The sequence below is a fragment of the Candidatus Pantoea symbiotica genome (assembly GCF_056491525.1).
In genome coordinates this window covers 2,748,377-2,772,193 of sequence record NZ_JBSZHR010000002.1, presented here as the reverse complement: position 1 = coordinate 2,772,193, position 23,817 = coordinate 2,748,377, and the positions used below count along the sequence as shown (strand labels likewise).

The 23,817-nt window shown below is 54.8% G+C and carries 23 protein-coding genes; 15 read left to right on the top strand and 8 right to left on the bottom strand.

The window, feature by feature from the left end; translation table 11 throughout:
- Positions 1–79: 79 nt before the first annotated feature.
- Positions 80–2,359 carry an NADP-dependent oxaloacetate-decarboxylating malate dehydrogenase gene (gene maeB / locus ACXIZX_RS13500; protein ID WP_479404359.1) on the top strand — a complete coding sequence of 760 codons (2,280 nt, stop codon included), beginning with the start codon at positions 80–82 and terminating at the stop codon, positions 2,357–2,359.
- A 48-nt stretch (positions 2,360–2,407) separates the two neighbouring features.
- Here the strand turns inward: maeB and hemF are convergent, their stop codons facing one another.
- Both hemF and amiA read right to left on the bottom strand, forming a co-directional pair.
- Positions 2,408–3,319 carry an oxygen-dependent coproporphyrinogen oxidase gene (gene hemF / locus ACXIZX_RS13495; protein WP_479404358.1) on the bottom strand — a complete coding sequence of 304 codons (912 nt, stop codon included), beginning with the start codon at positions 3,317–3,319 and terminating at the stop codon, positions 2,408–2,410.
- Between the two features lie 48 nt (positions 3,320–3,367).
- Positions 3,368–4,225 carry an N-acetylmuramoyl-L-alanine amidase AmiA gene (gene amiA, locus ACXIZX_RS13490; RefSeq protein WP_008107837.1) on the bottom strand — a complete coding sequence of 286 codons (858 nt, stop codon included), beginning with the start codon at positions 4,223–4,225 and terminating at the stop codon, positions 3,368–3,370.
- A gap of 211 nt (positions 4,226–4,436) precedes the next feature.
- Here amiA and ACXIZX_RS13485 point away from each other — a divergent pair, with 211 nt between their 5' ends.
- From ACXIZX_RS13485 to ACXIZX_RS13435, 11 genes are all read left to right on the top strand, one after another.
- Positions 4,437–4,862 (top strand): GNAT family acetyltransferase, encoded by a 426-nt coding sequence (locus ACXIZX_RS13485; RefSeq protein ID WP_007889032.1) that lies wholly within the window; start codon positions 4,437–4,439, stop codon positions 4,860–4,862.
- Positions 4,862–5,323 carry a DUF2919 domain-containing protein gene (locus ACXIZX_RS13480; protein WP_479404357.1) on the top strand — a complete coding sequence of 154 codons (462 nt, stop codon included), beginning with the start codon at positions 4,862–4,864 and terminating at the stop codon, positions 5,321–5,323. Before ACXIZX_RS13485 ends, ACXIZX_RS13480 begins: the two co-directional genes overlap by 1 nt.
- 63 nt (positions 5,324–5,386) lie before the next feature.
- A complete protein-coding gene (locus tag ACXIZX_RS13475) occupies positions 5,387–6,007 on the top strand; it encodes an RpoE-regulated lipoprotein (protein WP_479404356.1) in 621 nt (206 codons plus the stop codon).
- A 102-nt stretch (positions 6,008–6,109) separates the two neighbouring features.
- The gene (locus ACXIZX_RS13470; protein ID WP_479404355.1) at positions 6,110–7,006 is read left to right on the top strand and encodes a Dyp-type peroxidase; all 897 of its coding nucleotides are present in this window, start codon (positions 6,110–6,112) and stop codon (positions 7,004–7,006) included.
- Positions 7,007–7,214: 208 nt separating this feature from the next.
- Positions 7,215–8,231 carry a sulfate ABC transporter substrate-binding protein gene (locus tag ACXIZX_RS13465; protein WP_154155744.1) on the top strand — a complete coding sequence of 339 codons (1,017 nt, stop codon included), beginning with the start codon at positions 7,215–7,217 and terminating at the stop codon, positions 8,229–8,231.
- Positions 8,231–9,064, top strand: coding sequence for a sulfate/thiosulfate ABC transporter permease CysT (gene cysT / locus ACXIZX_RS13460; RefSeq protein WP_008107816.1), 834 nt, complete (start codon positions 8,231–8,233; stop codon positions 9,062–9,064). Before ACXIZX_RS13465 ends, cysT begins: the two co-directional genes overlap by 1 nt.
- Positions 9,064–9,936 (top strand): sulfate/thiosulfate ABC transporter permease CysW, encoded by an 873-nt coding sequence (gene cysW, locus ACXIZX_RS13455; RefSeq protein ID WP_008107814.1) that lies wholly within the window; start codon positions 9,064–9,066, stop codon positions 9,934–9,936. Before cysT ends, cysW begins: the two co-directional genes overlap by 1 nt.
- Positions 9,926–11,014: a sulfate/thiosulfate ABC transporter ATP-binding protein CysA gene (gene cysA, locus ACXIZX_RS13450; protein WP_008107812.1), complete on the top strand. Its 1,089-nt coding sequence runs from the start codon at positions 9,926–9,928 to the stop codon at positions 11,012–11,014. The genes cysW and cysA overlap by 11 nt, the downstream gene beginning before the upstream one ends.
- Before the next feature lie 72 nt (positions 11,015–11,086).
- Positions 11,087–11,968, top strand: coding sequence for a cysteine synthase CysM (gene cysM, locus ACXIZX_RS13445; protein WP_479404354.1), 882 nt, complete (start codon positions 11,087–11,089; stop codon positions 11,966–11,968).
- 177 nt (positions 11,969–12,145) lie between these two features.
- Positions 12,146–12,826 carry a response regulator transcription factor gene (locus tag ACXIZX_RS13440; RefSeq protein WP_061717906.1) on the top strand — a complete coding sequence of 227 codons (681 nt, stop codon included), beginning with the start codon at positions 12,146–12,148 and terminating at the stop codon, positions 12,824–12,826.
- Positions 12,823–14,184 (top strand): ATP-binding protein, encoded by a 1,362-nt coding sequence (locus tag ACXIZX_RS13435; protein WP_008107807.1) that lies wholly within the window; start codon positions 12,823–12,825, stop codon positions 14,182–14,184. Before ACXIZX_RS13440 ends, ACXIZX_RS13435 begins: the two co-directional genes overlap by 4 nt.
- Positions 14,185–14,298: 114 nt before the next feature.
- On the opposite strand, the gene crr is transcribed toward ACXIZX_RS13435, so the two are convergent.
- From crr to cysZ, 5 genes are all read right to left on the bottom strand, one after another.
- Complete coding sequence (gene crr / locus ACXIZX_RS13430) at positions 14,299–14,802, bottom strand: PTS glucose transporter subunit IIA (RefSeq protein ID WP_008107804.1); 504 nt, start codon at positions 14,800–14,802, stop codon at positions 14,299–14,301.
- Between the two features lie 41 nt (positions 14,803–14,843).
- Positions 14,844–16,571 (bottom strand): phosphoenolpyruvate-protein phosphotransferase PtsI, encoded by a 1,728-nt coding sequence (ptsI, locus tag ACXIZX_RS13425; RefSeq protein WP_008107802.1) that lies wholly within the window; start codon positions 16,569–16,571, stop codon positions 14,844–14,846.
- 157 nt (positions 16,572–16,728) lie between these two features.
- Positions 16,729–16,986 (bottom strand): phosphocarrier protein Hpr, encoded by a 258-nt coding sequence (ptsH, locus tag ACXIZX_RS13420; RefSeq protein ID WP_008107792.1) that lies wholly within the window; start codon positions 16,984–16,986, stop codon positions 16,729–16,731.
- A 388-nt stretch (positions 16,987–17,374) separates the two neighbouring features.
- On the bottom strand, positions 17,375–18,346 hold the full coding sequence (gene cysK / locus ACXIZX_RS13415; protein ID WP_008107790.1) for a cysteine synthase A: 972 nt from the start codon (positions 18,344–18,346) through the stop codon (positions 17,375–17,377).
- A gap of 140 nt (positions 18,347–18,486) precedes the next feature.
- On the bottom strand, positions 18,487–19,245 hold the full coding sequence (gene cysZ, locus ACXIZX_RS13410) for a sulfate transporter CysZ (protein WP_036649317.1): 759 nt from the start codon (positions 19,243–19,245) through the stop codon (positions 18,487–18,489).
- 217 nt (positions 19,246–19,462) lie between these two features.
- Here cysZ and zipA point away from each other — a divergent pair, with 217 nt between their 5' ends.
- From zipA to ACXIZX_RS13395, 3 genes are all read left to right on the top strand, one after another.
- Positions 19,463–20,440 carry a cell division protein ZipA gene (gene zipA / locus ACXIZX_RS13405; RefSeq protein ID WP_479404353.1) on the top strand — a complete coding sequence of 326 codons (978 nt, stop codon included), beginning with the start codon at positions 19,463–19,465 and terminating at the stop codon, positions 20,438–20,440.
- Positions 20,441–20,508: 68 nt separating this feature from the next.
- Positions 20,509–22,527: an NAD-dependent DNA ligase LigA gene (gene ligA / locus ACXIZX_RS13400; protein ID WP_154155753.1), complete on the top strand. Its 2,019-nt coding sequence runs from the start codon at positions 20,509–20,511 to the stop codon at positions 22,525–22,527.
- Position 22,528: 1 nt separating this feature from the next.
- Positions 22,529–22,747: a DUF3820 family protein gene (locus ACXIZX_RS13395; RefSeq protein WP_061717899.1), complete on the top strand. Its 219-nt coding sequence runs from the start codon at positions 22,529–22,531 to the stop codon at positions 22,745–22,747.
- A 31-nt stretch (positions 22,748–22,778) separates the two neighbouring features.
- Here the strand turns inward: ACXIZX_RS13395 and ACXIZX_RS13390 are convergent, their stop codons facing one another.
- Positions 22,779–23,780, bottom strand: coding sequence for a bile acid:sodium symporter family protein (locus tag ACXIZX_RS13390; protein ID WP_008107781.1), 1,002 nt, complete (start codon positions 23,778–23,780; stop codon positions 22,779–22,781).
- Positions 23,781–23,817: the final 37 nt, after the last annotated feature.

Genomic DNA, 23,817 nt, shown 5'->3' with positions numbered 1-23,817 from the left:
TTCTTTGAGCGCCTTCACCCTCTTTTGTGCCGCACATTCCTATACTGAACGCTCACTTAGCTGCGCCAAAGGATGCCTAATGGACGATCAACTCAAGCAAAGCGCTCTCGATTTTCACCAATTCCCCACGCCCGGAAAAATTCAGGTTTCACCCACCAAACCGTTAGCCACACAGCGCGATCTGGCGCTGGCCTATTCGCCCGGCGTCGCCGCACCTTGTCTGGAAATTGCTGCCGATCCGCTGGCGGCGCGCAAATACACCGCGCGCGGCAATCTGGTAGCGGTGATCTCTAACGGCACGGCGGTGCTGGGATTGGGCAATATTGGCGCGCTGGCGAGTAAGCCGGTGATGGAAGGCAAGGGTGTGCTGTTTAAAAAGTTCGCTGGCATTGACGTATTTGATATCGAAATCGATGAGCGCGATCCCGACAAGTTGATAGAGGTGATTGCCGCGCTGGAACCCACTTTTGGCGGTATCAATCTGGAAGATATCAAAGCGCCTGAGTGCTTCTATATTGAGCAAAAGCTGCGTGAACGCATGCAGATTCCGGTGTTCCACGACGATCAGCACGGCACGGCGATCATCTGTACTGCAGCGGTGCTCAACGGCTTAACCATCGTCAAAAAAGCCATCAGCGATGTGCGGCTGGTGGTTTCAGGCGCGGGTGCTTCGGCGATTGCCTGTCTGAATCTGCTGGTGGCGCTCGGCATGCAGCAGCGCAACATTGTGGTGTGCGATTCCAAAGGCGTGATCTATCGCGATCGCGAGCCGAATATGACGCCAACCAAAGCAGCTTACGCAGTAGACGACAGCGGCGCACGCACGCTGGATGAGGTGATTGGCGGCGCGGATATCTTCCTCGGCTGTTCCGGCCCCAAAGCGCTGACGCCGGAGATGGTGCAGAAGATGGCGCAGGATCCGCTGATTCTGGCACTGGCCAATCCCGAACCGGAAATCATGCCGCCGCTGGCAAAACAGGTGCGGCCCGATGCGATTATCTGCACCGGCCGCTCTGATTTCCCCAATCAGGTGAACAACGTGCTGTGTTTCCCGTTTATCTTTCGTGGTGCGCTGGATGTGGGTGCCACGGCGATCAATGAAGAGATGAAGCTGGCGGCGGTCCACGCGATTGCGGCGCTGGCGCAGGCGGAACAGAGCGATGTGGTGGCATCGGCATATGACGATCAGGATCTGAGTTTTGGCCCGGAATACCTGATCCCGAAACCTTTCGATCCGCGCTTGATTGTGCAGATCGCGCCCGCGGTGGCGAAAGCGGCGATGGAATCGGGCGTCGCCACGCGACCAATTGAAGATTTTGATGCCTATCGCGAGCAGCTCACCGAGTTCGTCTACAAAACCAACCTGTTTATGAAACCGATCTTCTCGCAGGCGCGTAAAGATCCGAAACGCGTGGTGCTGGCCGAAGGCGAAGAGGTGCGAGTGTTGCACGCCACGCAGGAGTTGGTGACGCTGGGGCTGGCGAGGCCGATTCTGATTGGTCGGCCGAACGTCATCGCTATGCGTCTGCAAAAGCAGGGTTTAAAGATCGAGGCCGGTAAAGATTTTGAGATCGTTAATAACGAGTCCGATCCGCGTTTCAAAGAGTACTGGAACGAGTATTACCAGATTATGAAACGGCGCGGCGTGACGCCGGAAACCGCCCAGCGCGCGGTGATCGGCAATCCTACGTTGATTGGCGCGATCATGGTGCATCGCGGCGAGGCTGACGCGCTGATCTGCGGCACCATCGGCGATTATCAGGAACATTACGAGGTGGTGGAGAAAGTGTTTGGGCTGCGAGAGGACGTGAAGGTGGCGGGCGCGATGAATGCGCTGCTGCTACCGAGCGGTAACACCTTTATCACCGACACCTACGTTAATGAAGATCCCAGCGCGGAACAGCTGGCGGATATCACGCTGCTGGCGGCAGAAACGGTGCGACGCTTCGGCATTGAACCACGCGTGGCGCTACTGTCGCACTCCAGCTTTGGCACTTCGAATGCGCCGGGCGCGCGCAAAATGCGCGAAGTGCTGGCGCTGATTCAGCAACGCGCCCCGGATCTGGAGATCGACGGCGAGATGCACGGCGACGCGGCGCTGGTCGAGAGCATTCGCCGCGAACTGATGCCAGATAGCCCGCTGAAAGGCACCGCAAATTTGCTGATTATGCCGAACGTTGAAGCGGCGCGTATCAGCTATAACCTGCTGCGCGTCTCCTGCTCCGAAGGTGTCACGGTGGGACCGGTGCTGATGGGGATCAGCAAACCGGTGCATGTGCTGACGCGCATCGCATCGGTGCGACGCATTGTGAATATGGTGGCGTTAGCGGTGGTGGAGGCGCAGACCGAGCCGTTGTAGAACAATCACGGTTATCAAAAAGGTCGCCATGAATGGCGACCCTACGGGTTATTTCAGCCAATCTTTGACTGGCAGGAAATCGCGGTACAGCGCGGCTTCGGGGGAGTCGGCTGCTGGCTGATAATCGTATTCCCAGCGCACCAGCGGTGGCATCGACATCAAAATGGATTCAGTGCGACCGCCGGTTTGCAGGCCAAACAGCGTGCCGCGATCCCACACCAGATTGAACTCGACGTAGCGACCACGACGGTAAAGCTGGAACTGGCGCTCGCGATCGCCCCACGGCAGCGCCTTGCGCCTGGCCACAATCGGCAGATAGGCATCGGCGAAACCGTTGCCGACCGCCTGCATGAAATCGAAGCAGTAATCGAAATCAGGCGTGTTCAGATCGTCATAGAACAGGCCGCCGATGCCGCGCTGCTCGTCGCGATGCTTGAGATAGAAGTAATCGTCGCACCACTTTTTGTAGCGCGGATAAACCTCTTCACCAAACGGCTGGCACAGATCGTGTGCGGTTTTATGCCAGTGCAGCGCATCCTCTTCGAAGCCGTAGTAAGGCGTGAGATCAAAACCGCCGCCAAACCACCACACCGGATCGGCACCCGGTTTTTCCGCAATAAAGAAACGCACGTTGGCGTGGCTGGTTGGCACGTAAGGATTGGATGGATGCACCACCAGCGACACGCCCATCGCTTCAAAGCTGCGGCCAGCCAGTTCGGGACGATGTGCGGTAGCGGAAGCGGGCATTTGATCGCCGTGCACGTGCGAGAAGTTAACCCCAGCTTGTTCAAATACCGCGCCATCACGCAAGACGCGACTGCGTCCGCCGCCGCCGCCGGGACGCTGCCACTCATCTTCGGCAAAGCTCGCCTTGCCATCTTCCGCCGCTAATTGGGCGCAAATATCATCTTGCAGCGCCAGCAAAAAGGCTTTGACGCGGGAAATATCGGGATTGCTCATCAGTCACTCGTTCCGGAAATTTGCCGCGATTCTACCACAGGATAAAGGCTATGCTTCGCGACGATCGACCTCATCGAAGTAGCGGGCGATGCCGTCGGCAATGGCGCTGGCAATTTTCTGGCGGAACGCCTGCGTGCCGAGCAACTGCTCTTCACGCGGATTGGTAATGAAGGAGGTTTCCACCAGCACCGACGGAATCGACGGCGACTTCAGCACTGCAAACGCGGCCTGCTCGGTGTGCTGACTGTGCAGATGATGCACCGGGCGAATCTGATCCAGCACGTGCTTGCCGAGCGTCAGGCTGTTGCGGATGGTATCGGTCTGCACCAGATCGAACAGAATCTGGTTGAGGTAATGATCTTTATCCTGCACCTCGGCGCCGCCCACTTTGTCGGCGTCGTTTTCACGCTGCGACAGGTAACGCGCCATCGCGCTGCTGGCACCGCGATTGGAGAGGGCAAACACCGATGCGCCGTTAGCATCCGGGCTGGTGTAGCCGTCGGCGTGAATCGACATAAACAGGTTAGCGCCGTGCTGATGGGCAATTTCAACGCGCTGATAGAGCGGAATAAAGTGGTCGCTGTCGCGCGTCAGGCGTACTTCGATGCGCGGATGCGATTGCAGCAGCGTCTTCACGGTGTTAGCGATCGCCAGCACGATGTGTTTTTCTTCTGAACCCTCTTCGCCGACAGCACCGGAATCAATGCCGCCGTGGCCGGGATCGATCATCACGATGCGTTTGCCGTTGCTGGCGGGTTTCGGTGGCGTATGACGCGGACTGACGCGCAAATCGCTGTTTTGTTCTTTGGCCTGTACCGCGCGCGGTGACAACACCGCCAGCGCTAAACCGGAAAGTATCAGTTGGCGACGATTGGTAAGGCGCTTAAGCAGTGAAATCTTCTTCATTTACGGGTCCATGGCAGGTAAATCCTGCCCAGTGTTATAGCGTAACAATTGCCAGGCGGCGACCTCGTAACTATTTCAAGTGTTTACTTTCTATTGCAACTGACTAACAGCGATGTCGCGCTTTTTTTGCCCCGTTGTCACGCGTGAGGGTTGCGCCTGGCAAAGAATGCGTGATAATCAGCGAATTGTGCCTAACAGCAGGGTAACGTCGATGGAAATCCGTTCTTTCCGCCAGGAAGATTTTGAAGAAGTGATCACGCTCTGGGAGCGTTGCGATTTGTTACGCCCATGGAACGATCCCGAGCTGGACATAGAACGCAAAATGAACCACGACCCGGAACTGTTTCTGGTCGCTGAAGTCGGTGGCGAAGTGGTCGGGACGGTGATGGGCGGCTACGACGGCCATCGCGGCTCCGTCTACTATCTGGCGGTCCATCCTGATTATCAGGGCCGTGGCTTTGCCAATGCGTTGATGAATCGTCTTGAGAAGAAGCTGATTGCGCGCGGTTGCCCAAAAATCAATTTGATGGTGCGCGAAGAGAACGATCAGGTGGTGGCGTTCTATGAAAAGCTTGAGTACGAGCCGGTGGATTCGCTGCTGCTGGGCAAGCGTTTGATTGAAGATCGCGAGTATTAATGGTCGGTTTGAAATACCTTCCCGAAGAGTACGATGCGAAAGGGCAGCTGCGGCTGCCGTTTCTTTTCTGGCTGATCCTGTTATTGCAGGCGCGCACCTGGCTGCTGCTGGTGATGGCGGGCGCATCGCGTCAGCAGGGCAATGATTTGCTGGCGCTGTTTTATCCCGATCGCCAAAGCTTCTGGCTGGGACTGGCGTTAGGCATTCCGGCGGCTATCGGCTTGTTGCTGACCGGCTATCGTCAGCGCTGGCCGCGCCTGTGGCAAAGCTGGCGCCATGTATTAAGTGCATCGTTACTCATCAGCCTGCTGTGGCAAGGTATCAGTCTGCTGCAAGGTGCCTTTCCCGACTCGCCGCTGCCGCTGTTATTGACGCTGTTTGACTTGCTGGCGCTGTTCTGGCTGCAAACGCAACATCGCCTGCGCGACTGCTTTCTGCCGGAACATCAGCACATCGAATAAACTTTTTGCCGGTTTGCGACTCCAACAGGCACGCCAATCGGCTTAGCAGATCAAGGAGTTTTCATGAAAGTTGTTCGTCACGCACTGCTGGTTAGCAGCATGATTCTGGCCGGCTGCGCCAGTTCGGGTTCCTCAACCAACGCGAGCGATAGCGAAAGCCATTGGTACAATCCGCTGAGCTATCACTGGTCGGCGCTCAATCCGCTCGGCTGGTTTGGTGGATCGCTGGAGGTCACCGAGCAAGGCGTTGCGGGCCTGACGAGCACCACTTCAACGTCGGAAGACGCCATTAATAAAGCGCTGAACGGCGATTACAAATTGCGTCAGGGCATGCGCACGCAAAATGGTCAGGTGGTGGATTTCTGGCAGGCGCTGGATGGAGATAAAGTTAAATTGGTGATTAACGGCAGCACCAGCGTTGAGCGCATTGAAGTGCAGGATGCCGATGCCAAAGCGGCCGACGGCAGCAAGATCGGCGATCTGTTCAGCGCGAAGTTCAGCAAAGCCTTTAATAACTGCAAAATGGTAACCGGTCTTGATGCACGTGATGTTGAGTGCCGTGCGCCGGGTAGCCAGCACATCTCCTACATCTACAGCGGAGAATGGCATGGTCCGGAAGGCTTGATGCCGTCGGACGATACCCTGAAAAGCTGGAAAATCAGCAAGATCGTCTGGCAGCGTTAAACAAGATAAAACTTGCTTAAACACCCGCTCAAAGAGTGTGGCTTTCCGGTATGATACGGGCGAAAAAAACATCGTCTAACTTTCATGCCGGAGAGCAGTGTAATGTCTCAGTTTCAGAGCGGGATCCTGTTGGAACACCGCCGTTTCGCCATTTGGCTCGAAGCCCGCGTCACGGGCGATCTTGACGCGCTGCGCCAGGGCAGCAAATCCTTCCTGCAGCAGCTTGAAGCGCTGCAAACCAAATTCAGTGATGCCGGATTGGGCGCGGTGATCGCCTTTGGCGATGCGCTGTGGCGCGATCTGCAAGGTAACGCTTCCGCACCTGAACTCAAAGCGTTTGCGCCGCTCGGCAACGGCATTGCGCCGGCCACGCAGCGCGATTTGCTGATCCATATTCAATCTCAACGACACGACGTGAACTTCGCGCTGGCTCAGTCGGCACTCAGCGCCTTTGCTGCTGCCGTCAATATCGAAGAAGAGACACACGGCTTCCGCTGGATTGAAGACCGCGATCTGTCGGGCTTTGTCGATGGCACGGAAAACCCGCAGGGCGAAGCGCGTAAGGATGTGGCGATTATCAGCGCGGGCGCGGATGCGGGCGGAAGCTATGTGTTTACCCAACGCTGGGAGCATAACCTCAAGCTGTGGAATCGCATGGCAGTAGAGAAGCAGGAAGCGATTATTGGTCGTACTAAAGAGACGGACGAAGAGTTGCCGGGCGATCAGCGTCCTGCGACGTCGCATCTCAGCCGTGTCGATCTGAAAGAAGAGGGCAAAGGGCTGAAGATTCTGCGCCAAAGCCTGCCGTACGGCAGCGCCAGCGGTACGCATGGCCTGTACTTCATCTCTTACTGTCATCGCCTCTATAACATTGAGCAACAGCTGCTGAGCATGTTCGGCGAGCGCGACGGCAAAATGGACGCCATGCTGCGCTTCACTAAACCGGTGAGTGGTAGCTATTTCTTTGCGCCGTCATTGGATGTGCTTAAGGCGCTGTGATTGAGGGAGGTCGCCATTTATGGCGACCTGGCCAAAACGCCGCACGATTCAATCCCATTCACCGCATAAACTCTCCCGCCGTCTTATGCCTTTTTAGACTTTGAAATCCCTAAACGATATATAAAACCGTTACAGCTTTCCCCTGAGTTATAAATACACTGACAGCATCTAATGGCATTGGCTTAACTGCCGTCTTTCAGGGTGCAGCATGACACTTCCGATTTCGAAAAAATGGCTTGGCGGTATCGCGCTGTCGTGTGCTTTAGCCAGTGCGGCGCAAGCAACTGAGTTGCTGAATAGCTCCTACGACGTTTCGCGCGAACTGTTTGTTGCCCTGAATGCACCCTTTGAAAAGCAGTGGGACGCTGCGCATCCCAATGACAAGCTGACCATCAAGCAGTCGCACGCCGGTTCTTCTAAGCAGGCGCTGGCAATTCTGCAAGGTCTGCGCGCCGATGTGGTGACCTACAATCAGGTTACTGATGTGCAGGTGCTGCATGACAAAGGCCAACTGATTCCCGCTGACTGGCAACAGCGTCTGCCAAACAGCAGCTCACCGTTTTACTCCACCATGGCGTTTCTGGTGCGTAAGGGTAACCCGAAGCAGATTCACAGCTGGGCCGATCTGGCGCGCGATAACGTGAAGCTGATTTTCCCGAATCCTAAAACGTCCGGTAATGGGCGTTACACCTATCTCGCCGCGTGGGGCGCTGCCGATCAGGCCGATGGCAAAGATATAGCCAAAACCAGAGCCTTTATGGCGAAGTTCCTGAAGAACGTTGAAGTGTTTGATACCGGCGGTCGCGGCGCTACCACTACGTTTGCCGAGCGCGGGCTGGGTGATGTACTGATCAGCTTTGAATCGGAAGTGAACAACATCCGTAATCAATACGGCAAAGACCAGTACGAAGTGATCGTGCCGAAAACCAATATCCTGGCGGAGTTCCCGGTGGCTTGGGTCGACAAAAATGTCGAGCACAACGGCACCACAGACGCGGCCAAAGCCTATCTGAATTATCTCTACACGCCTGAAGCGCAGAAAATTATCACCAGTTACTACTATCGCGTGAACAATCCGCAGTTGATGGCGGAGCAGAAAGATCGCTTCCCGCAGACTGAACTGTTCAACGTCAAAGATGCCTTTGGCGGCTGGGACAATGTGATGAAAGTCCATTTCGCCAGTGACGGTGAGCTGGATAAATTACTGGCAGCGGGGCGCGGTTAATGTTTGCGCTTGCTCAAAAACGTGTCTTGCCGGGCTTTGGATTGAGCCTCGGCACCAGCTTACTCTTCACCTGCCTGATTCTGCTGCTGCCAATCAGCGCTTTGCTGATGCAGCTGTCGCAGATGACGCTGGCGCAATACTGGGCGGTGATCACCCATCCGCAGCTAATTGCCGCGTACAAAGTGACGATTCTGGCGGCGGGCGTGGCTTCGCTGTTCAACGCGGTATTCGGCATGCTGATGGCGTGGATTCTGACGCGCTATCGCTTCCCCGGACGCACGCTGCTGGATGGTTTGATGGATCTGCCGTTTGCGCTGCCAACCGCTGTTGCGGGCTTAACGCTGGCAGGCCTGTTCTCGGTCAACGGCTGGTACGGTCAGTGGCTGGCGCATTTTGATATCAAAGTCTCTTACACCTGGCTCGGCATTGCCGTGGCGATGGCCTTTACCAGCATCCCGTTTGTGGTGCGTACCGTGCAGCCGGTGCTGGAAGAGTTAGGTCCGGAATATGAAGAAGCGGCGGAAACCCTCGGCGCAACGCGCTGGCAGAGCTTTCGTCGCGTGGTGCTGCCAGAAGTGGCGCCGGCGTTGCTGGCCGGTACTGCACTGTCGTTTACCCGCAGCATCGGTGAGTTCGGTGCAGTGATCTTTATCGCCGGTAACATTGCGTGGAAAACCGAAGTGACCTCGCTGATGATTTTCGTGCGTCTGCAGGAGTTTGATTATCCGGCGGCGAGCGCCATCGCTTCAGTGATCATGGCCGCTTCCTTGCTGCTACTGTTCGCGATTAACACCTTGCAGAGCCGCTTTGGCCGTCGCTTAGGAGGCCACTGATGGCGGAGATTTCACACATTAATCACGCTGACCGCCAGCCAATCAACTGGGGTAAGTGGCTGCTGATTGGCATCGGCGCGCTGGTTTCCATCCTGCTGCTGGTGGTGCCGATGGTTTCCATCTTCTGGGAAGCGCTCAACCAGGGTTTGGTTGCCTCGCTGAATAACCTGAAAGATGGCGACATGTTGCACGCCATCTGGCTGACCCTGTTAGTGGCGCTGATTACCGTGCCGGTCAACATGGTGTTCGGTACGCTTCTGGCGTGGCTGGTAACGCGCTTTACTTTCCCCGGCCGCCAGCTCTTGTTGACGCTGTTTGATATCCCCTTTGCGGTGTCGCCGGTAGTTGCCGGTTTAATGTATCTGCTGTTCTGGGGCGTTAACGGACCTGCCGGTGGCTGGCTGGATGCGCACAACATTCAGATTATGTTCTCCTGGCCGGGCATGGTGCTGGCCACCATCTTCGTTACCTGTCCGTTTGTGGTGCGTGAGTTGGTGCCGGTGATGCTGAGCCAGGGCAGCCACGAAGATGAAGCTGCGGTGCTGCTGGGCGCATCTGGCTGGCAGATGTTCCGCCGCGTGACGCTGCCGAATATCCGCTGGGCGCTGATGTATGGTGTGGTGCTGACCAACGCACGTGCGATTGGTGAATTTGGTGCGGTCTCGGTGGTTTCGGGATCGATTCGCGGCGAAACCTATACCTTGCCGCTTCAGGTTGAATTACTGCATCAGGATTACAACACCGTGGGCGCCTTTACCGCCGCCGCGCTGCTGACCCTGATGGCAATTGTAACGCTGTTTCTGAAAAGCGTGGTGCAGTGGCGGTTAGAGCATCAGCAGAAGCGCCTACAGGAGGAAAATCATGAGCATTGAGATTAAACAAATCAACAAATCGTTTGACCGCACGTCGGTTCTGAACGACATCTCTCTGGATATTCCTTCCGGCAAGATGGTAGGGCTACTGGGGCCGTCCGGTTCCGGTAAAACGACGCTGCTGCGTATTATCGCCGGGCTGGAACATCAGAACAGCGGACAAATCCATTTCAATGGCAAAGACGTCAGCCGCATCCATGCGCGCGATCGTCAGGTGGGCTTCGTGTTCCAGCACTATGCGCTGTTCCGCCACATGACGGTGTTCGACAACATCGCCTTTGGCCTGACGGTGCTGCCACGTCGCGAACGTCCGAGTGCTGCTGAGATCAAACAGCGCGTTACGCGTCTGCTTGAGATGGTACAACTTTCCCATCTGGGCAACCGCTTCCCGGCGCAGTTGTCTGGTGGACAGAAACAGCGTGTGGCGTTAGCGCGAGCGTTGGCGGTAGAACCACAAATTCTGCTGCTGGATGAGCCGTTTGGCGCGCTTGATGCGCAGGTGCGTAAAGAGCTGCGTCGCTGGCTGCGTCAGCTGCATGAAGAGTTGAAATTCACCAGCGTGTTCGTTACCCACGACCAGGAAGAGGCGATGGAAGTGGCGGACACCGTGGTGGTGATGAGCCAGGGCAACATCGAACAGGTTGGCACGCCAGATGACGTGTGGCGCGATCCGGCGACGCGCTTTGTGCTCGAATTCCTCGGTGAAGTGAATCGCTTTGCAGGCGAAGTGCACGGCTCGCAGTTCCATGTTGCCGCACATCGCTGGCCGCTGGGCTACACGCCGGCGCATCAGGGCGAAGTTGAGCTGTTCCTGCGTCCGTGGGAAATCGATATTTCACGCCAGAGCAGTCTGGAAACGCCTTTGCCGGTGCAGGTGCTGGAGATCAGCCCGCGTGGTCACTTCTGGCAGTTGGTGGTGCAGCCGAGCGGCTGGCAAGGCGACGTGTTCTCGGTGGTGTTTGATGGCGACCATAACGCGCCGATTCGCGGTGAACGCCTGTTCGTTGGCCTGCAACAGGCGCGAATTTACCATGGCACTACGCCGCTGCGCCCGGTTGCCTTTGCCGAGAGCGCCTGATATTTTTGACACTCCTTCGGGCGGGACTTTCCCGCCCGTTTTATTTGCACTTCTTTCGTCTGGAATCAAACCGTGACCACACTGGAAAATACCATCGGCAATACGCCGTTGATTAAGTTGCAGCGCCTGACGCCTGATAACGGCAGCGAGATCTGGCTAAAGCTGGAAGGCAACAATCCAGCGGGTTCCGTGAAAGATCGTGCGGCCTGGTCGATGATTCATCAGGCGGAGTTGCGCGGTGATATCAAGCCGGGCGATACCCTAATCGAAGCCACCAGCGGCAATACCGGCATTGCGCTGGCGATGATCACCGCGATGAAAGGTTACAAGCTGCGCCTGCTGATGCCCGATAACATGAGCCAGGAGCGTCAGGACGCGATGCGTGCTTACGGCGCTGAATTGCTGCTGGTAACGCGCGAGCAAGGCATGGAAGGGGCGCGTGATTTGGCGCAGGCGATGGCCGATCGTGGCGAAGGGCGCGTGTTGGATCAGTTTAACAATCCCGATAATCCGCTGGGTCATTATCTCACCACGGGCCCGGAAATCTGGCAGCAAACCGCTGGCCGCATGACGCATTTTGTCTCCAGCATGGGCACTACCGGCACCATTACCGGCGTGGGACGTTACCTGAAAGAGTTCGCGCCTGCGGTGCAGGTGATTGGCCTGCAGCCGCAAGAGGGCAGCAGCATTCCCGGTATACGTCGCTGGCCCGAAGCCTATCTGCCCGGCATTTTCCGTCCGGAGCTAGTGGATGAGGTGATCGATATGGCGCAGCGCGAGGCGGAAGAGACCATGCGCGCGCTGGCACAGCGTGAAGGGATTTTCTGTGGCGTTAGCTCTGGCGGCGCGGTGGCTGGCGCATTGCGTATTGCGACGGCTCAGCCAGGCAGCGTGGTGGTGGCGATTGTTTGCGATCGTGGCGATCGCTATCTCTCCACTGGCGTTTTCCATTGAGTGATTTTCCCCGCATTTAATTTGGCCTATGCATACCTTTAAAGTATGACTGGGCCATTTTTGTCTATAGTTCCCCTAATAATCGTCTAGCGTAAGCACTGTAAGGATCGCGTAAAACCGGCTGCGCTCGCGGTGGAGTCAGGACAAAATAGCGGCAATTTTGTACGAGAGATAAAAATGAAAATCCTGCTGGTAGATGATGATGTAGAGCTTGGCACCATGCTGAGCCAATACCTGATTGCGGAAGGCTTTGAAACGCAATTGGTTTTAACCGGAAGCGCCGGTGTTGAAGGTGCGCTGTCGGGTAATTATACCGCGATGATTCTCGACATCATGCTGCCTGATATGAGCGGCATCGATGTGCTGCGTCAGGTGCGCCAGAACAGCCGTTTGCCAGTGATTATGCTGACGGCGAAAGGCGATAACATTGATCGTGTAATCGGCCTCGAAATGGGCGCGGATGATTACATGCCGAAACCGTGCTATCCGCGTGAACTGGTGGCCCGCCTGCGTGCCGTGCTGCGTCGCTTTGAAGATCAAACTCCGCTGCCGGATAAGAAAGAGCTGCTGCGCTGGGGCGATCTGAGCCTTAATCCTGCGACACGTATCACCGAATGGCAGGGCAAACCGTTCGACCTGACGGCTTCAGAGTTCAATTTGCTGGATCTGCTGCTGCGTGCGCCGGACCGCGTGGTATCGAAAGATGAGCTGTCGGAAAAAGGCCTTGGCCGTCCGCGCGAAGCTTACGATCGTAGCGTTGATGTGCATATCAGCAACATCCGTCAAAAGCTGGCTGCGTTAACCGCCGACAGCGTCAACATTGAAACTGTGCGCAGTATTGGTTATCGCATTCGATGAAACACAGCTATCGCGGCCGCATGTTCTGGAAGATTTTGCTCGGTTTCTGGATCGTGTTTGTCATCATCAGCCAGCTGTTGTGGCTGGGCTTTACGCTCTCCGGTAATCGACATGAGCCGCCCGAGATTGTCGCGATTCGCCGTATCGTTAATCTGCAAATGGCTTCCGCCGTCTCAGTGCTGGAACGCGGCGGGCTGAGCTCGCTGGATGACATGATGGCGGATTGGGAGCCGAACGATCGTCAGTTTTTCTCCGTCATTCAGCACGATAAACCCGTTACCACGCCGGGCGATGCGCCACCGGAAACCTTTAGCGCTCCGTTTCATGGTCCTTTTCCCAATGTGATTGTGCGCTGGGTGAAAGGACAGGATGGTAAACAGTACGAGTTGCGTTATGACGTTAAAGGCCTGCGTGAAGATAGCTCGATGGGCGGCGGCGGCCCGCGTCGCATCCTCAATATCCCAGAACCGATGTTTACCTTCGCCGGTGCGCTGGGGCTGCTGTTTAGCCTGTTGCTGGCGTGGAACCTGACGCGACCGATGCGGCAGTTGCGCGAGGGCTTTGCGCGTGTCTCCAGCGGTGATTTGTCGGTGCGGCTCTATCCGGTGATGCGTAAACGCCATGATGAGCTGTCAAACGTTGCGCAGGATTTTGATGCGATGGTAGAGCGCCTCGATACGCTGGTGAAAGCGCGTGAGGAGCTGCTGCATGACATCTCCCACGAGCTGCGTTCACCGCTGGCACGCTTGCAGCTGGCGACTGGCTTAGCGCGGCAGACACCGGAATCCGTGGAATCCTCACTCAATCGTATTGATGAGGAGGCCCGACGCCTCGACAAGATGATTGGAGAACTGCTGACGCTTTCGCGTGCTGAACACGAGAGTATGCCGGGCGAACAGTATTTCGACCTTACCGGCCTGCTGCATGCGGTGGTGACTGATGTGCGCTATGAGGCGCAAATTCCTGGCGTGAAAGTCGATTTTCAGGTTGATGAGAATGCGGATTACACCGTGCACGGCAATGCAGAGCTGATTCGCCGTGGCGTGGAGAATGTGCTGCGCAATGCGCTGCGTTTCTCGCATAAAGGTCAGCACATCAATGTGCGCCTGCAGGCGGAGAATCAGTGGCTGGCGATTAGCGTGCGCGATCAAGGGCCGGGAGTTGACGATGAGAAGCTCTCAAGTATCTTCGATCCTTTTGTCCGCGTGAATTCTCCGCTGATGGGCAAAGGCTACGGTTTGGGGCTTTCAATTGTGCGTAAGGTGATTCTGGCGCATCACGGTGAAGTGCAGGCGGTAAATCGCCCGGAAGGTGGTCTGGAGCTGACGTTAAGGTTGCCGCGCTGGAAGCAGGAATGAGGCTTGGTGTGGTCGTCCTGACCGCACCTCGCGCATTCAGAACTCTAATTTTTAAGCAAACAAAAACGGCACCCATTGGGTGCCGTTTTACAATTCTCACGAATCAGCCGAAGCTTACTTCTTGATGCGGATAACCGGAGTCTCGCCCACAGTTACCTGACCGGAGAGTTTGATCAGGTCTTTAATCTCGTCCATGTTCGAGATTACAACCGGCGTCAGCGTGGATTTCGCTTTCTCTTCCAGCAGTGCCAGATCAAACTCGATCACCACGTCGCCTTTCTTAACCTTCTGGCCTTCTTCAGCGATGCGTTTGAAACCTTCACCTTTGAGCTCAACCGTGTCGATACCGAAGTGAACAAACAGTTCGATGCCGTTATCAGACTCGATTGAAAATGCGTGGTTAGTTTCGAAAATCTTGCCGATAGTACCATCAACCGGTGCAACCATTTTGTTGCCGGTTGGTTTGATTGCGATACCGTCACCCACGATTTTCTCAGCGAATACCACATCAGGTACGTCTTCGATATTTACGATTTCGCCTGACAGAGGCGCAACGATATCGATAGTGCCTGACGCGCTCTCTGATTTTTCGCCAAAAAGTTTAGAAAACAAACCCATGATCTTCTCCTAAGCAGTAATTTGAGGCTAGCGTCCGTGGATCAGCAGAGCGTTTTTTCTTTAATGAACTTGTTGACCAAATTCATCAAATCATCCGCTGTTGGTTGATCCAGAGCCTGCTCCGCCAATGCCTTCGCATCTTCGAAATTAGTATTACGAATGATTTTCTTGATGCTTGGGATTGAAATGGCGCTCATGCTGAATTCGTCCAGCCCCATTCCCAATAACAGTAGTGTAGCACGTTCATCACCAGCCAGCTCACCACACATGCCGGTCCATTTCCCTTCGGCATGTGATGCGTCGATCACTTGCTTAATGAGGCCCAGAACAGACGGCGTCATTGGGTTATAGAGGTGTGAAATCAAATCATTACCACGATCGACCGCCAGAGTATACTGCGTCAGGTCATTTGTCCCAATACTAAAGAAGTCGACTTCTTTCGCCAGATGGCGAGCAATCACTGCGGATGCTGGCGTTTCAACCATGATGCCCACTTCAATGGACTCATCAAAGGATTTGCCTTCTTCACGCAGTTGCGCTTTCAGCAGCTCCAGCTCGCCTTTCAGAATGCGAACTTCTTCTACTGAAATAATCATTGGGAACATGATGCGCAATTTACCGAAAGAGGAAGCACGCAGAATCGCGCGCAGCTGCGCATGCAGAATCTCTTTGCGGTCCATGGCGATACGAATCGCGCGCCAGCCGAGGAACGGGTTGTCTTCTTTCGGCAGGTTCATGTAAGGCAGATCTTTGTCGCCGCCGATGTCCATGGTACGCACGATAACCGCCTGCGAACCCACCGCTTCAGCAACCGCTTTGTAAGCCTGGAACTGCTCTTCTTCGGTTGGCAGTGAATCGCGGTCCATAAACAGGAACTCGGTACGATACAGACCAACGCCCTCTGCGCCGTTGCGCTCTGCACCGGCGACATCGCGCACGGTACCGATGTTAGCGCAGACTTCAACCTGATGGCCGTCCAGCGTAATCGCTGGCAGATCTTTCAGTTTCGCCAGTTCATGCTTCTCAGACAGATATTGCGTCTGGATCGCTTTCAGCTCTTCCAGTTCCTGCTCTGAAGGGTTGACGTAAATCTTGTTGTTCACGCCATCAATAATCAGGAAATCACCGTTTTTCACGGTGGTGGTCACGTTACCGGTGCCAACAATGGCTGGTAGCTCGAGTGAACGCGCCATGATAGAGGTGTGAGAGGTACGTCCACCAATATCGGTGATAAAGCCCAGCACCTTTTTCAGGTTCAGCTGTGCGGTTTCTGACGGCGTTAAATCTTTCGCCACCAGAATAGATTCTTCAGCAATCGCGCTCAGATCAACAATGTGCAGACCGAGAATGTTCTGCAGCAGACGCTTACCGATATCACGTACGTCAGCTGCACGCTCTTTCAGGTATTCGTCATCCAGCTCTTCCAGGGCAACAGCCTGGCCTTCAATCACGGTGTGAGCGGCGGCGTCAGCGGTAGCGTGGTCTTTTTTGATGAGGTCGATGATTTCCTGCTCAAGCTCTTCGTCTTCGAGCAGCATGATGTGACCTTCAAAGATCGCAGCTTTCTCTTCACCGAAGGTTTCACCGGCTTTAATGCGAATGGCTTCGAGCTGTGAAGCAGCTTTGCTGCGTCCATCGAGGAAGCGCTGAACTTCCTGCTCAACCTGATCGTCAGTAATTTTTTTACGGCTAATGACGATCTCATCTTCCTTCAGCAAAAGTGCGTTGCCGAAAGCGATACCCGGTGATGCTAAAATGCCTGAAATCATAACCCTACCTTTTAATCACGATGGCTCATTGACCCGATGCGTCGCCACTGTCGCGGAGCAGTACTCTAAAGATGCAATAACGCGGACAGGTTGTCCGCGATCAAGATATTTGCACTCAATGGGGCAAAGGGGTCGGTTTAGTTGCGAACTGAGCCGGTTACTCCAGCTCAGCCATCAGCTTGACCAGGTGCTCAACCGCATTCTGCTCGTCTTCACCTTCGGCAGACAGCGTAACAACCGTACCTTGAGTCAGACCCAAAGTCTGCAGTTTGAACAGGCTTTTCGCGCTGGCAGATTTGCCATTGGAAGTCACAGTGATTTCTGACTGGAAAGCCTTTGCTTCTTTAACGAACTGGGCTGCAGGACGAGTATGAAGGCCGTTAGGTGCGGTAATGGTAACTTCTTGCTGGAACATTCTATTTCCCCAACTTTATCAGGTTTGGTGTTATGGATCTAAAGTCTAGCCTGGAGCCGTAACTTTAGCCTGTGTAGGTGCGCTGGTATGGCTTTAAGCTCACCACAAAATGCGCTCGAATGAGTACGTCATTAACAGTGACAGATCAAAAACTGCACGAATGCGTCACTCTTCTCATTATGCCGTGATTCGCCGTTTCGCCAAATCAGTAAATCGATTCAGCTTGATCCACTTCAAAGGCAGATTAATTTCAGGCACCGAAATAATTGGAAGCTTAAATACCAGAGCCGCATCACTGAAAGCAATCTGTCTGGTGATAAAAGTGAGATCTGCACCACAAAAAAGCACCCATTCGGGTGCTTTTTTCGTCAGTTTCAGACTTTGAGCATCACTGCTGCAGCTCTTTCTCAGTGAAGAGATCGGCAAACAGTGCGGTACTTAAATAGCGTTCGCCGGAGGAGGGCAGGATCACCACGATGTTCTTGTTGGCGAAGGCTTCATCCTCTTGCAGCTTCAGCGCGGCAGCAACGGCAGCACCTGAAGAGATACCCGCCAGAATGCCTTCTTCTTCCATCAGCTGACGTGCGGTGCTAATAGCTTCTTCGTTGGTGATGGCGATTACACGGTCAATCAATTTAAGGTCAAGATTGCCAGGAATGAATCCGGCACCGATGCCCTGAATTTTATGTGGACCCGGCTTAATCTCTTCGCCCGCCAGCGCCTGAGCGATGACCGGTGAATCGGTTGGCTCAACGGCAACGGTAATCAGCTCTTTTTTACCTTTGGTGTTCTTGATGTAGCGGCTCACGCCAGTCAGCGTACCGCCGGTGCCCACGCCCGCGATGAACACGTCAACTTCGCCATCGGTATCTTCCCAGATTTCTGGGCCGGTGGTTTTCTCGTGGATTTCCGGGTTGGCTGGGTTGCTGAACTGCTGCAGCAGCACATATTTATCCGGATCGCTGGCGACAATCTCTTCCGCCTTCGCGATGGCACCTTTCATGCCTTTTGGACCTTCAGTCAGCACCAGGTTAGCACCTAACGCTTTCAGTAGCTTGCGGCGCTCAATTGACATGGTTTCTGGCATGGTCAGCGTCAGCTTGTAACCGCGCGCTGCGGCAACGTAAGCCAGCGCAATACCGGTGTTACCGCTGGTTGGTTCAACCAGCTCAACGCCCGGTTTTAAAATACCGCGTTTTTCCGCGTCCCAAATCATATTGGCACCGATACGGCATTTGATGCTGAAGCTCGGGTTGCGCGACTCGACCTTAGCCAGAATGCGGCCGTTACCGATGCGGTTCAGTCGAACCAGCGGCGTATGACCAATTGTCAGAGAGTTGTCTTCATAGATCTTACTCATAGCTCGTCCTTAACTGTATGAAATATTGGGAACCCTCAGAGCATACCTTTTCTAATGATGTGCGGAAGGAAAGAAATCGCATATCTATATAGCGCACAACCATAAGCCTTACGCAAAAATGCATAAGGCATTTTAAAGCTTTAGCGGCGCGCATGTTGTGCATGATAACGATCAACCCACATGGCCGTCGCACCGCATACCGCCACTGGCAGAATCGCCAGATTGATAATCGGGATCATGGTGAACAGGCTCACCAGCGCACCAAACTGCATATTGGCGCTTTTGTGCTGGCGCAGCGCCTGACGCATCTGCTGAAAACTCACTTTGTGGTTATCAAAGGGGTAATCGCAATATTGAACGGACAGCATCCACGCACTGAATAAAAACCATAGAACCGGCGCCACCGTTTGTCCAAATCCGGGGATGAAGTGCAGCAACAGCAAACCAAGCGCACGCGGCAAATAGTAGCCGAGCTTCTGTAACTCTCGTTTCATGATGCGCGGTACATCTTTAACCATGGCCATCCAGCCACTATCGGGCAGTGGCGTTCCGGTCAATCGCCCTTCAAGCTGCTCGGCGAGCAAGCCACAGAAGGGCGCAGCAATCAGGTTTGCCAGCGTCGAAAAGAAGTAACTGAACACCAACACAATCGAAATCACCGATAGCGGCCACAGCAGATAACTCAGCCACTGCAACCAGTCGGGGATATGTGACATTAAAGCTGGGATCCACTGCCCCAAACGCTGAAACAGCCAGATAAAGGCACCGCCAAGCAGCACAATGTTGATCAGTAGCGGCATGATGACATAGCGACGAATGCCGGGCAGGCGCACCAGTTTCCATCCTTCAGCGAAGTAGTGAACACCATTAAATGTTGAGACCGAATTTCCTGCGGGCATAGCGAGCCTTTCTCCTAAATATAGCGGCGCGACCATCATAACCTGGCTTTTTGTCAGCTTCAGGTCTGGTTTGCGCGAAAAAACAGCAAAAAAGCGTGGGGCAGCTATCTAATTTGTCAGAAAATACTGCACAGACTTGCACTTGTTTAGCTGGGCAAATACAGTTAGAGGATAAAGTTTGCCGTGGTGGCAAGGTATTGGAACAACAGAGAATACAATGATGCAGGATTTGCGTCTGATATTAATCGTTGTTGGCGCGATCGCCATAATAGCGCTGCTACTTCATGGACTGTGGACCAGCCGTAAAGAGCGCTCCTCCGTGTTTCGTGATCGCCCGCACAAACGTCTGAAACAGCGCGAAGAAGCCGATGAAGATCTGCTGAGCGAAGAAGATGATGGCGTCGGCGAAGTCCGTGTACGTCGTCATCGTGATGCGGATGAAGAACCTGAATTCACTGCACATCCAGCGAGCGCGCCGCGAGCGCCTGAACCTGTGCGTCAACCGGCATCACGTCAGGCCGACCCGTTATTGGGCGATCCGCTGCTGGATGACGAACCTGAAGTGCGTAAGCCGGTGGCGCCACAAGCGCCCGTGGCGAAGCCTACTCCAGCGCCTGCACCACAACCGATTCAGGCCGATCCGCTGCTGGATAACGAACCGCTTTCCGCAACGCAGCCTGCGCCAGAGTTCCAAGCGGCAGAAGAGCCAGAATTCGAACCTGAAGCGCCAGTCGCACATCAACCGGAAGCACCACAGCCAGCGGCTGCTGCGCCGGGCAGTAAAAAAGAAGCCGTATTAGTGCTGCACGTTGCTGCCCATGCGGGCGGCGAACTGAACGGTGAAGCGCTGTTGCAGGGAATTCTGCAGGCCGGATTCCAGTTTGGTGAGATGAACATTTTCCATCGCCACCTGAGTCCAGCAGGCAGCGGTCCGGTGCTGTTTAGCCTGGCGAACATGGTGAAACCGGGTTCATTCGATCCGGATCAGATGGGCAATTTCTCAACGCCTGGCATCTCCATCTTCATGATGGTGCCGTCGTACGGTGATGCGAACCAGAACTTCAAGCTGATGCTGCAATCCGCGCAGCGTATTGCCGATGATGTGGGCGGCGTGGTGCTGGATGATGAGCGTCGCATGATGACGCCGCAGAAGCTGGAAACCTACAAAACGCGTATTCGCGAAGTTATCGGTTAATTGCCGCTAGCTGAGTCAAAACAAATACAACCCCCGCATGTCGGGGGTTTTTTATCGGATAAGAGACTATGAAATCGGTTCAGGAGCAGATCACCGCGCTGCGCACCACGTTACGTCACCACGAATATCTCTACCACGTGATGGATACGCCGGAGATTCCGGATGCAGAGTATGACCGATTGATGGTTCAGCTGCGCGAGCTGGAAAGCGCTCATCCTGATTTGATTACACCTGATTCTCCGACACAACGCGTGGGCGCGGCACCGCTGGCAGCTTTTGAGCAAGTGCGGCATGAAGTGCCGATGTTGTCGCTGGATAACACCTTTGATGAAGCGGGCTTCCTTGCCTTCAACAAACGCGTGCAGGATCGCCTTAAAAGCACTGACGAATTGACTTATTGCTGCGAGCTCAAGCTGGATGGCTTAGCGGTGAGTTTGCTGTATGAAGATGGTTTGCTGGTGCGCGCGGCAACGCGTGGAGATGGCACCACCGGCGAGAACATCACGGCGAACGTGCGCACTATTCATGCCATTCCGCTGCGTCTGCATGGCGATAACATTCCCGCTCGCGTTGAAGTGCGTGGCGAAGTGTTTATCACCGAAAGCGGCTTTGAAAAGCTGAATGAAGAAGCGCGTCGCACCGGCGCGAAAGTCTTTGCAAACCCACGTAACGCAGCGGCCGGTTCGCTGCGCCAGCTCGATCCGCGCATTACCGCCAAACGTCCGCTGACCTTCTTCTGCTACGGTTTTGGTCTGCTGGAAGGCGGTGAAATGCCCGCCAGCCATTGGCAACGTCTGCAACAGTTTAAGGCGTGGGGATTGCCGGTCACCGATCGTATTCGTCTGGCTCACAGCGCCGATGAAGTGCTGGCGTTTTATCGTCAGGTTGAGCAGGAGCGTCCGTCGCTCGGCTTCGACATTGATGGCGTGGTTATCAAGGTCGATTCACAGGCGCTGCAGGAGCAACTCGGCTTTGTGGCGCGTGCGCCGCGCTGGGCCGTGGCATTTAAATTCCCGGCGCAGGAACAGATGACGTTCGTGCGCGATGTCGAATTCCAGGTGGGCCGCACCGGCGCGATTACGCCAGTCGCGCGTCTGGAGCCGGTTCAGGTTGCGGGCGTGGTGGTGAGCAACGCTACCCTGCATAACGCTGATGAAATCGCCCGATTGGGTTTGCGCATCGGCGACAAAGTGGTGATTCGCCGCGCCGGTGATGTGATCCCGCAAGTGGTCAATGTGGTGGAATCGGAGCGCCCGCAAGAGACGCGTGAAATCGTCTTCCCGAGTCATTGTCCGGTTTGCGGTTCAGACGTTGAGCGCGTGGAAGGTGAAGTGGTAACGCGCTGCACCGGCGGCCTGATTTGTGGCGCGCAGCGCAAAGAAGCGCTCAAGCATTTCGTTTCGCGTCGTGCGATGGATGTCGATGGCATGGGCGACAAAATCATCGATCAGCTGGTAGAGAAAGAGTACGTCTTAACGCCAGCCGATCTGTTCCGTCTTACGGCCGGTAAGCTGACCGGCCTCGATCGCATGGGGCCAAAATCGGCGCAGAACGTGGTTGATGCGCTGGAAAAGGCCAAATCCACCACGCTGGCACGTTTCCTTTATGCGCTGGGTATTCGTGAAGTCGGCGAAGCCACCGCTGCTAACCTTGCCAATCACTTTGGCGAGCTGGAAAAGGTGATGAACGCCGATCTGGATGCGCTGATTGAAGTGCAGGATGTCGGCAAAGTGGTGGCGACGCATGTGCGTAACTTTATGGATGAAGAGAGCAATCGCGCCGTTATTCGCGATCTTACCGAAGAGATTGGCGTGCATTGGCCGCAGGTTGAAGTGGTGAATGTCGAAGAGATTGATAGTCCGTTTGCCGGTAAAACCGTGGTGCTGACTGGTTCCTTGTCGCAGATGAATCGTGATGATGCCAAAGAGCGTTTAGTGGCGCTGGGCGCTAAAGTGAGCGGCAGCGTGTCGAAGAAAACCGATTTGCTGATTGCGGGCGAAGCGGCCGGTTCAAAGCTGGCGAAAGCGCAGGAACTCGGCATTCCGGTGATCGATGAAGCGGAAATGATTCGCCTGCTCGGAGCCTAACGTGGATAAACAGCAACTGGTTGAAATCGCCAATACCGTGATGCCGTTCGGCAAGTACAAGGGCAGAGTGCTGATTGATGTGCCGGAGGAGTATTTGCTGTGGTTCGCCCGCAAAGATGAATTTCCGGCCGGTAAGTTAGGCGAACTGATGCAGCTGACGCTGACGATTAAGATCGAAGGTCTCGAAGGTTTAATCAAACCGCTCAAACGCAATGAATAACCAAACGGCCCGCATTTGCGGGCCGTTTTACTTAGGACTTCTGCGCTTCTACTTGCTGCTGAGCCAGCCGTTTTTCATTCCCGGCTTTATAGCGTTGGGCAATGAAAGAACACACCATTAATTGCACCTGATGGAAGATCATCAGCGGTAGCACGATAATCCCCACTGAAGCGGCCGGGAACAGGATGTTAGCCATCGGGACACCGTTCGCCAGACTCTTTTTCGAGCCGCAGAACAGCACAGTGATTTCATCGGCACGGCTAAAGCCAAACAGGCGTGATGCTCCGAGATTAATCGCCAGCGCAACAAACAGAATGAGCAGGCTGCCTGCCAGAATCCATAACAGCGTATCCAAACCGACGCGGTGCCAAATGCCATTCACAACCGCTTCACTGAAGGCTGAGTAAACCACCAGCAGAATGGATGTCTGGTCAGTTTTACCAATCAGGCTGCGATTTTTTTCCACCCAACCGCCGATCCAGCGGCGTGACAGATGACCAATAACAAACGGTACCAGTAACTGCAGCATGATTTTGCCAATCTGCTCCAGCCCATTACCCGGCATTTCGCTATGTACATTCATTACCAGATTCACCAGCAGCGGCGAGATAAATACGCCGAGCAGGCTGGATGCCGACGCTGCACATACCGCTGCGGCAACATTACCGCCCGCCATCGAGGTAAAGGCGATGGCTGACTGCACGGTAGCAGGCAGAATGCAGAGATAGATAAAGCCGGTATAAATCTCCGGACCGACATTCACCGGATGCCACCACACCAGCAGCAATCCTAAAATTGGGAATACCACAAAGGTGCTGCACATAATCCACAAGTGCAAACGCCAGTGGCTGCTGCCGGCAATGATTTTCTCGCGCGACAGTTTAGCGCCATGCATAAAGAACAGCAGGGCGATGGCGGCGGTGGTCAAATATTCAAAGATGTCGACAAAGACGCCTTTGGCAGGAATAAAGCTGGCCAGCAGCACGGTGATGATGAGTTTAATCATCATCGGATCGAGGCGTAAAAATCCCATTGTTAAAATCCGGTTAAATTTAAAAAATTGATGGTGC

Coding starts and splice junctions, on each gene's coding strand:
- zipA (WP_479404353.1), top strand. CDS start 19,463: ATGATGCAGGATTTGCGTCTGATATTAATCGTTGTTGGCGCGATCGCC.
- amiA (WP_008107837.1), bottom strand. CDS start 4,225: ATGAAGAAGATTTCACTGCTTAAGCGCCTTACCAATCGTCGCCAACTG.
- ACXIZX_RS13440 (WP_061717906.1), top strand. CDS start 12,146: ATGAAAATCCTGCTGGTAGATGATGATGTAGAGCTTGGCACCATGCTG.
- ACXIZX_RS13485 (WP_007889032.1), top strand. CDS start 4,437: ATGGAAATCCGTTCTTTCCGCCAGGAAGATTTTGAAGAAGTGATCACG.
- cysA (WP_008107812.1), top strand. CDS start 9,926: ATGAGCATTGAGATTAAACAAATCAACAAATCGTTTGACCGCACGTCG.
- maeB (WP_479404359.1), top strand. CDS start 80: ATGGACGATCAACTCAAGCAAAGCGCTCTCGATTTTCACCAATTCCCC.
- cysT (WP_008107816.1), top strand. CDS start 8,231: ATGTTTGCGCTTGCTCAAAAACGTGTCTTGCCGGGCTTTGGATTGAGC.
- ACXIZX_RS13470 (WP_479404355.1), top strand. CDS start 6,110: ATGTCTCAGTTTCAGAGCGGGATCCTGTTGGAACACCGCCGTTTCGCC.
- cysZ (WP_036649317.1), bottom strand. CDS start 19,245: ATGCCCGCAGGAAATTCGGTCTCAACATTTAATGGTGTTCACTACTTC.
- ligA (WP_154155753.1), top strand. CDS start 20,509: ATGAAATCGGTTCAGGAGCAGATCACCGCGCTGCGCACCACGTTACGT.
- ptsH (WP_008107792.1), bottom strand. CDS start 16,986: ATGTTCCAGCAAGAAGTTACCATTACCGCACCTAACGGCCTTCATACT.
- ptsI (WP_008107802.1), bottom strand. CDS start 16,571: ATGATTTCAGGCATTTTAGCATCACCGGGTATCGCTTTCGGCAACGCA.
- cysK (WP_008107790.1), bottom strand. CDS start 18,346: ATGAGTAAGATCTATGAAGACAACTCTCTGACAATTGGTCATACGCCG.
- hemF (WP_479404358.1), bottom strand. CDS start 3,319: ATGAGCAATCCCGATATTTCCCGCGTCAAAGCCTTTTTGCTGGCGCTG.
- ACXIZX_RS13480 (WP_479404357.1), top strand. CDS start 4,862: ATGGTCGGTTTGAAATACCTTCCCGAAGAGTACGATGCGAAAGGGCAG.
- ACXIZX_RS13475 (WP_479404356.1), top strand. CDS start 5,387: ATGAAAGTTGTTCGTCACGCACTGCTGGTTAGCAGCATGATTCTGGCC.
- cysW (WP_008107814.1), top strand. CDS start 9,064: ATGGCGGAGATTTCACACATTAATCACGCTGACCGCCAGCCAATCAAC.
- ACXIZX_RS13435 (WP_008107807.1), top strand. CDS start 12,823: ATGAAACACAGCTATCGCGGCCGCATGTTCTGGAAGATTTTGCTCGGT.
- crr (WP_008107804.1), bottom strand. CDS start 14,802: ATGGGTTTGTTTTCTAAACTTTTTGGCGAAAAATCAGAGAGCGCGTCA.
- ACXIZX_RS13465 (WP_154155744.1), top strand. CDS start 7,215: ATGACACTTCCGATTTCGAAAAAATGGCTTGGCGGTATCGCGCTGTCG.
- ACXIZX_RS13390 (WP_008107781.1), bottom strand. CDS start 23,780: ATGGGATTTTTACGCCTCGATCCGATGATGATTAAACTCATCATCACC.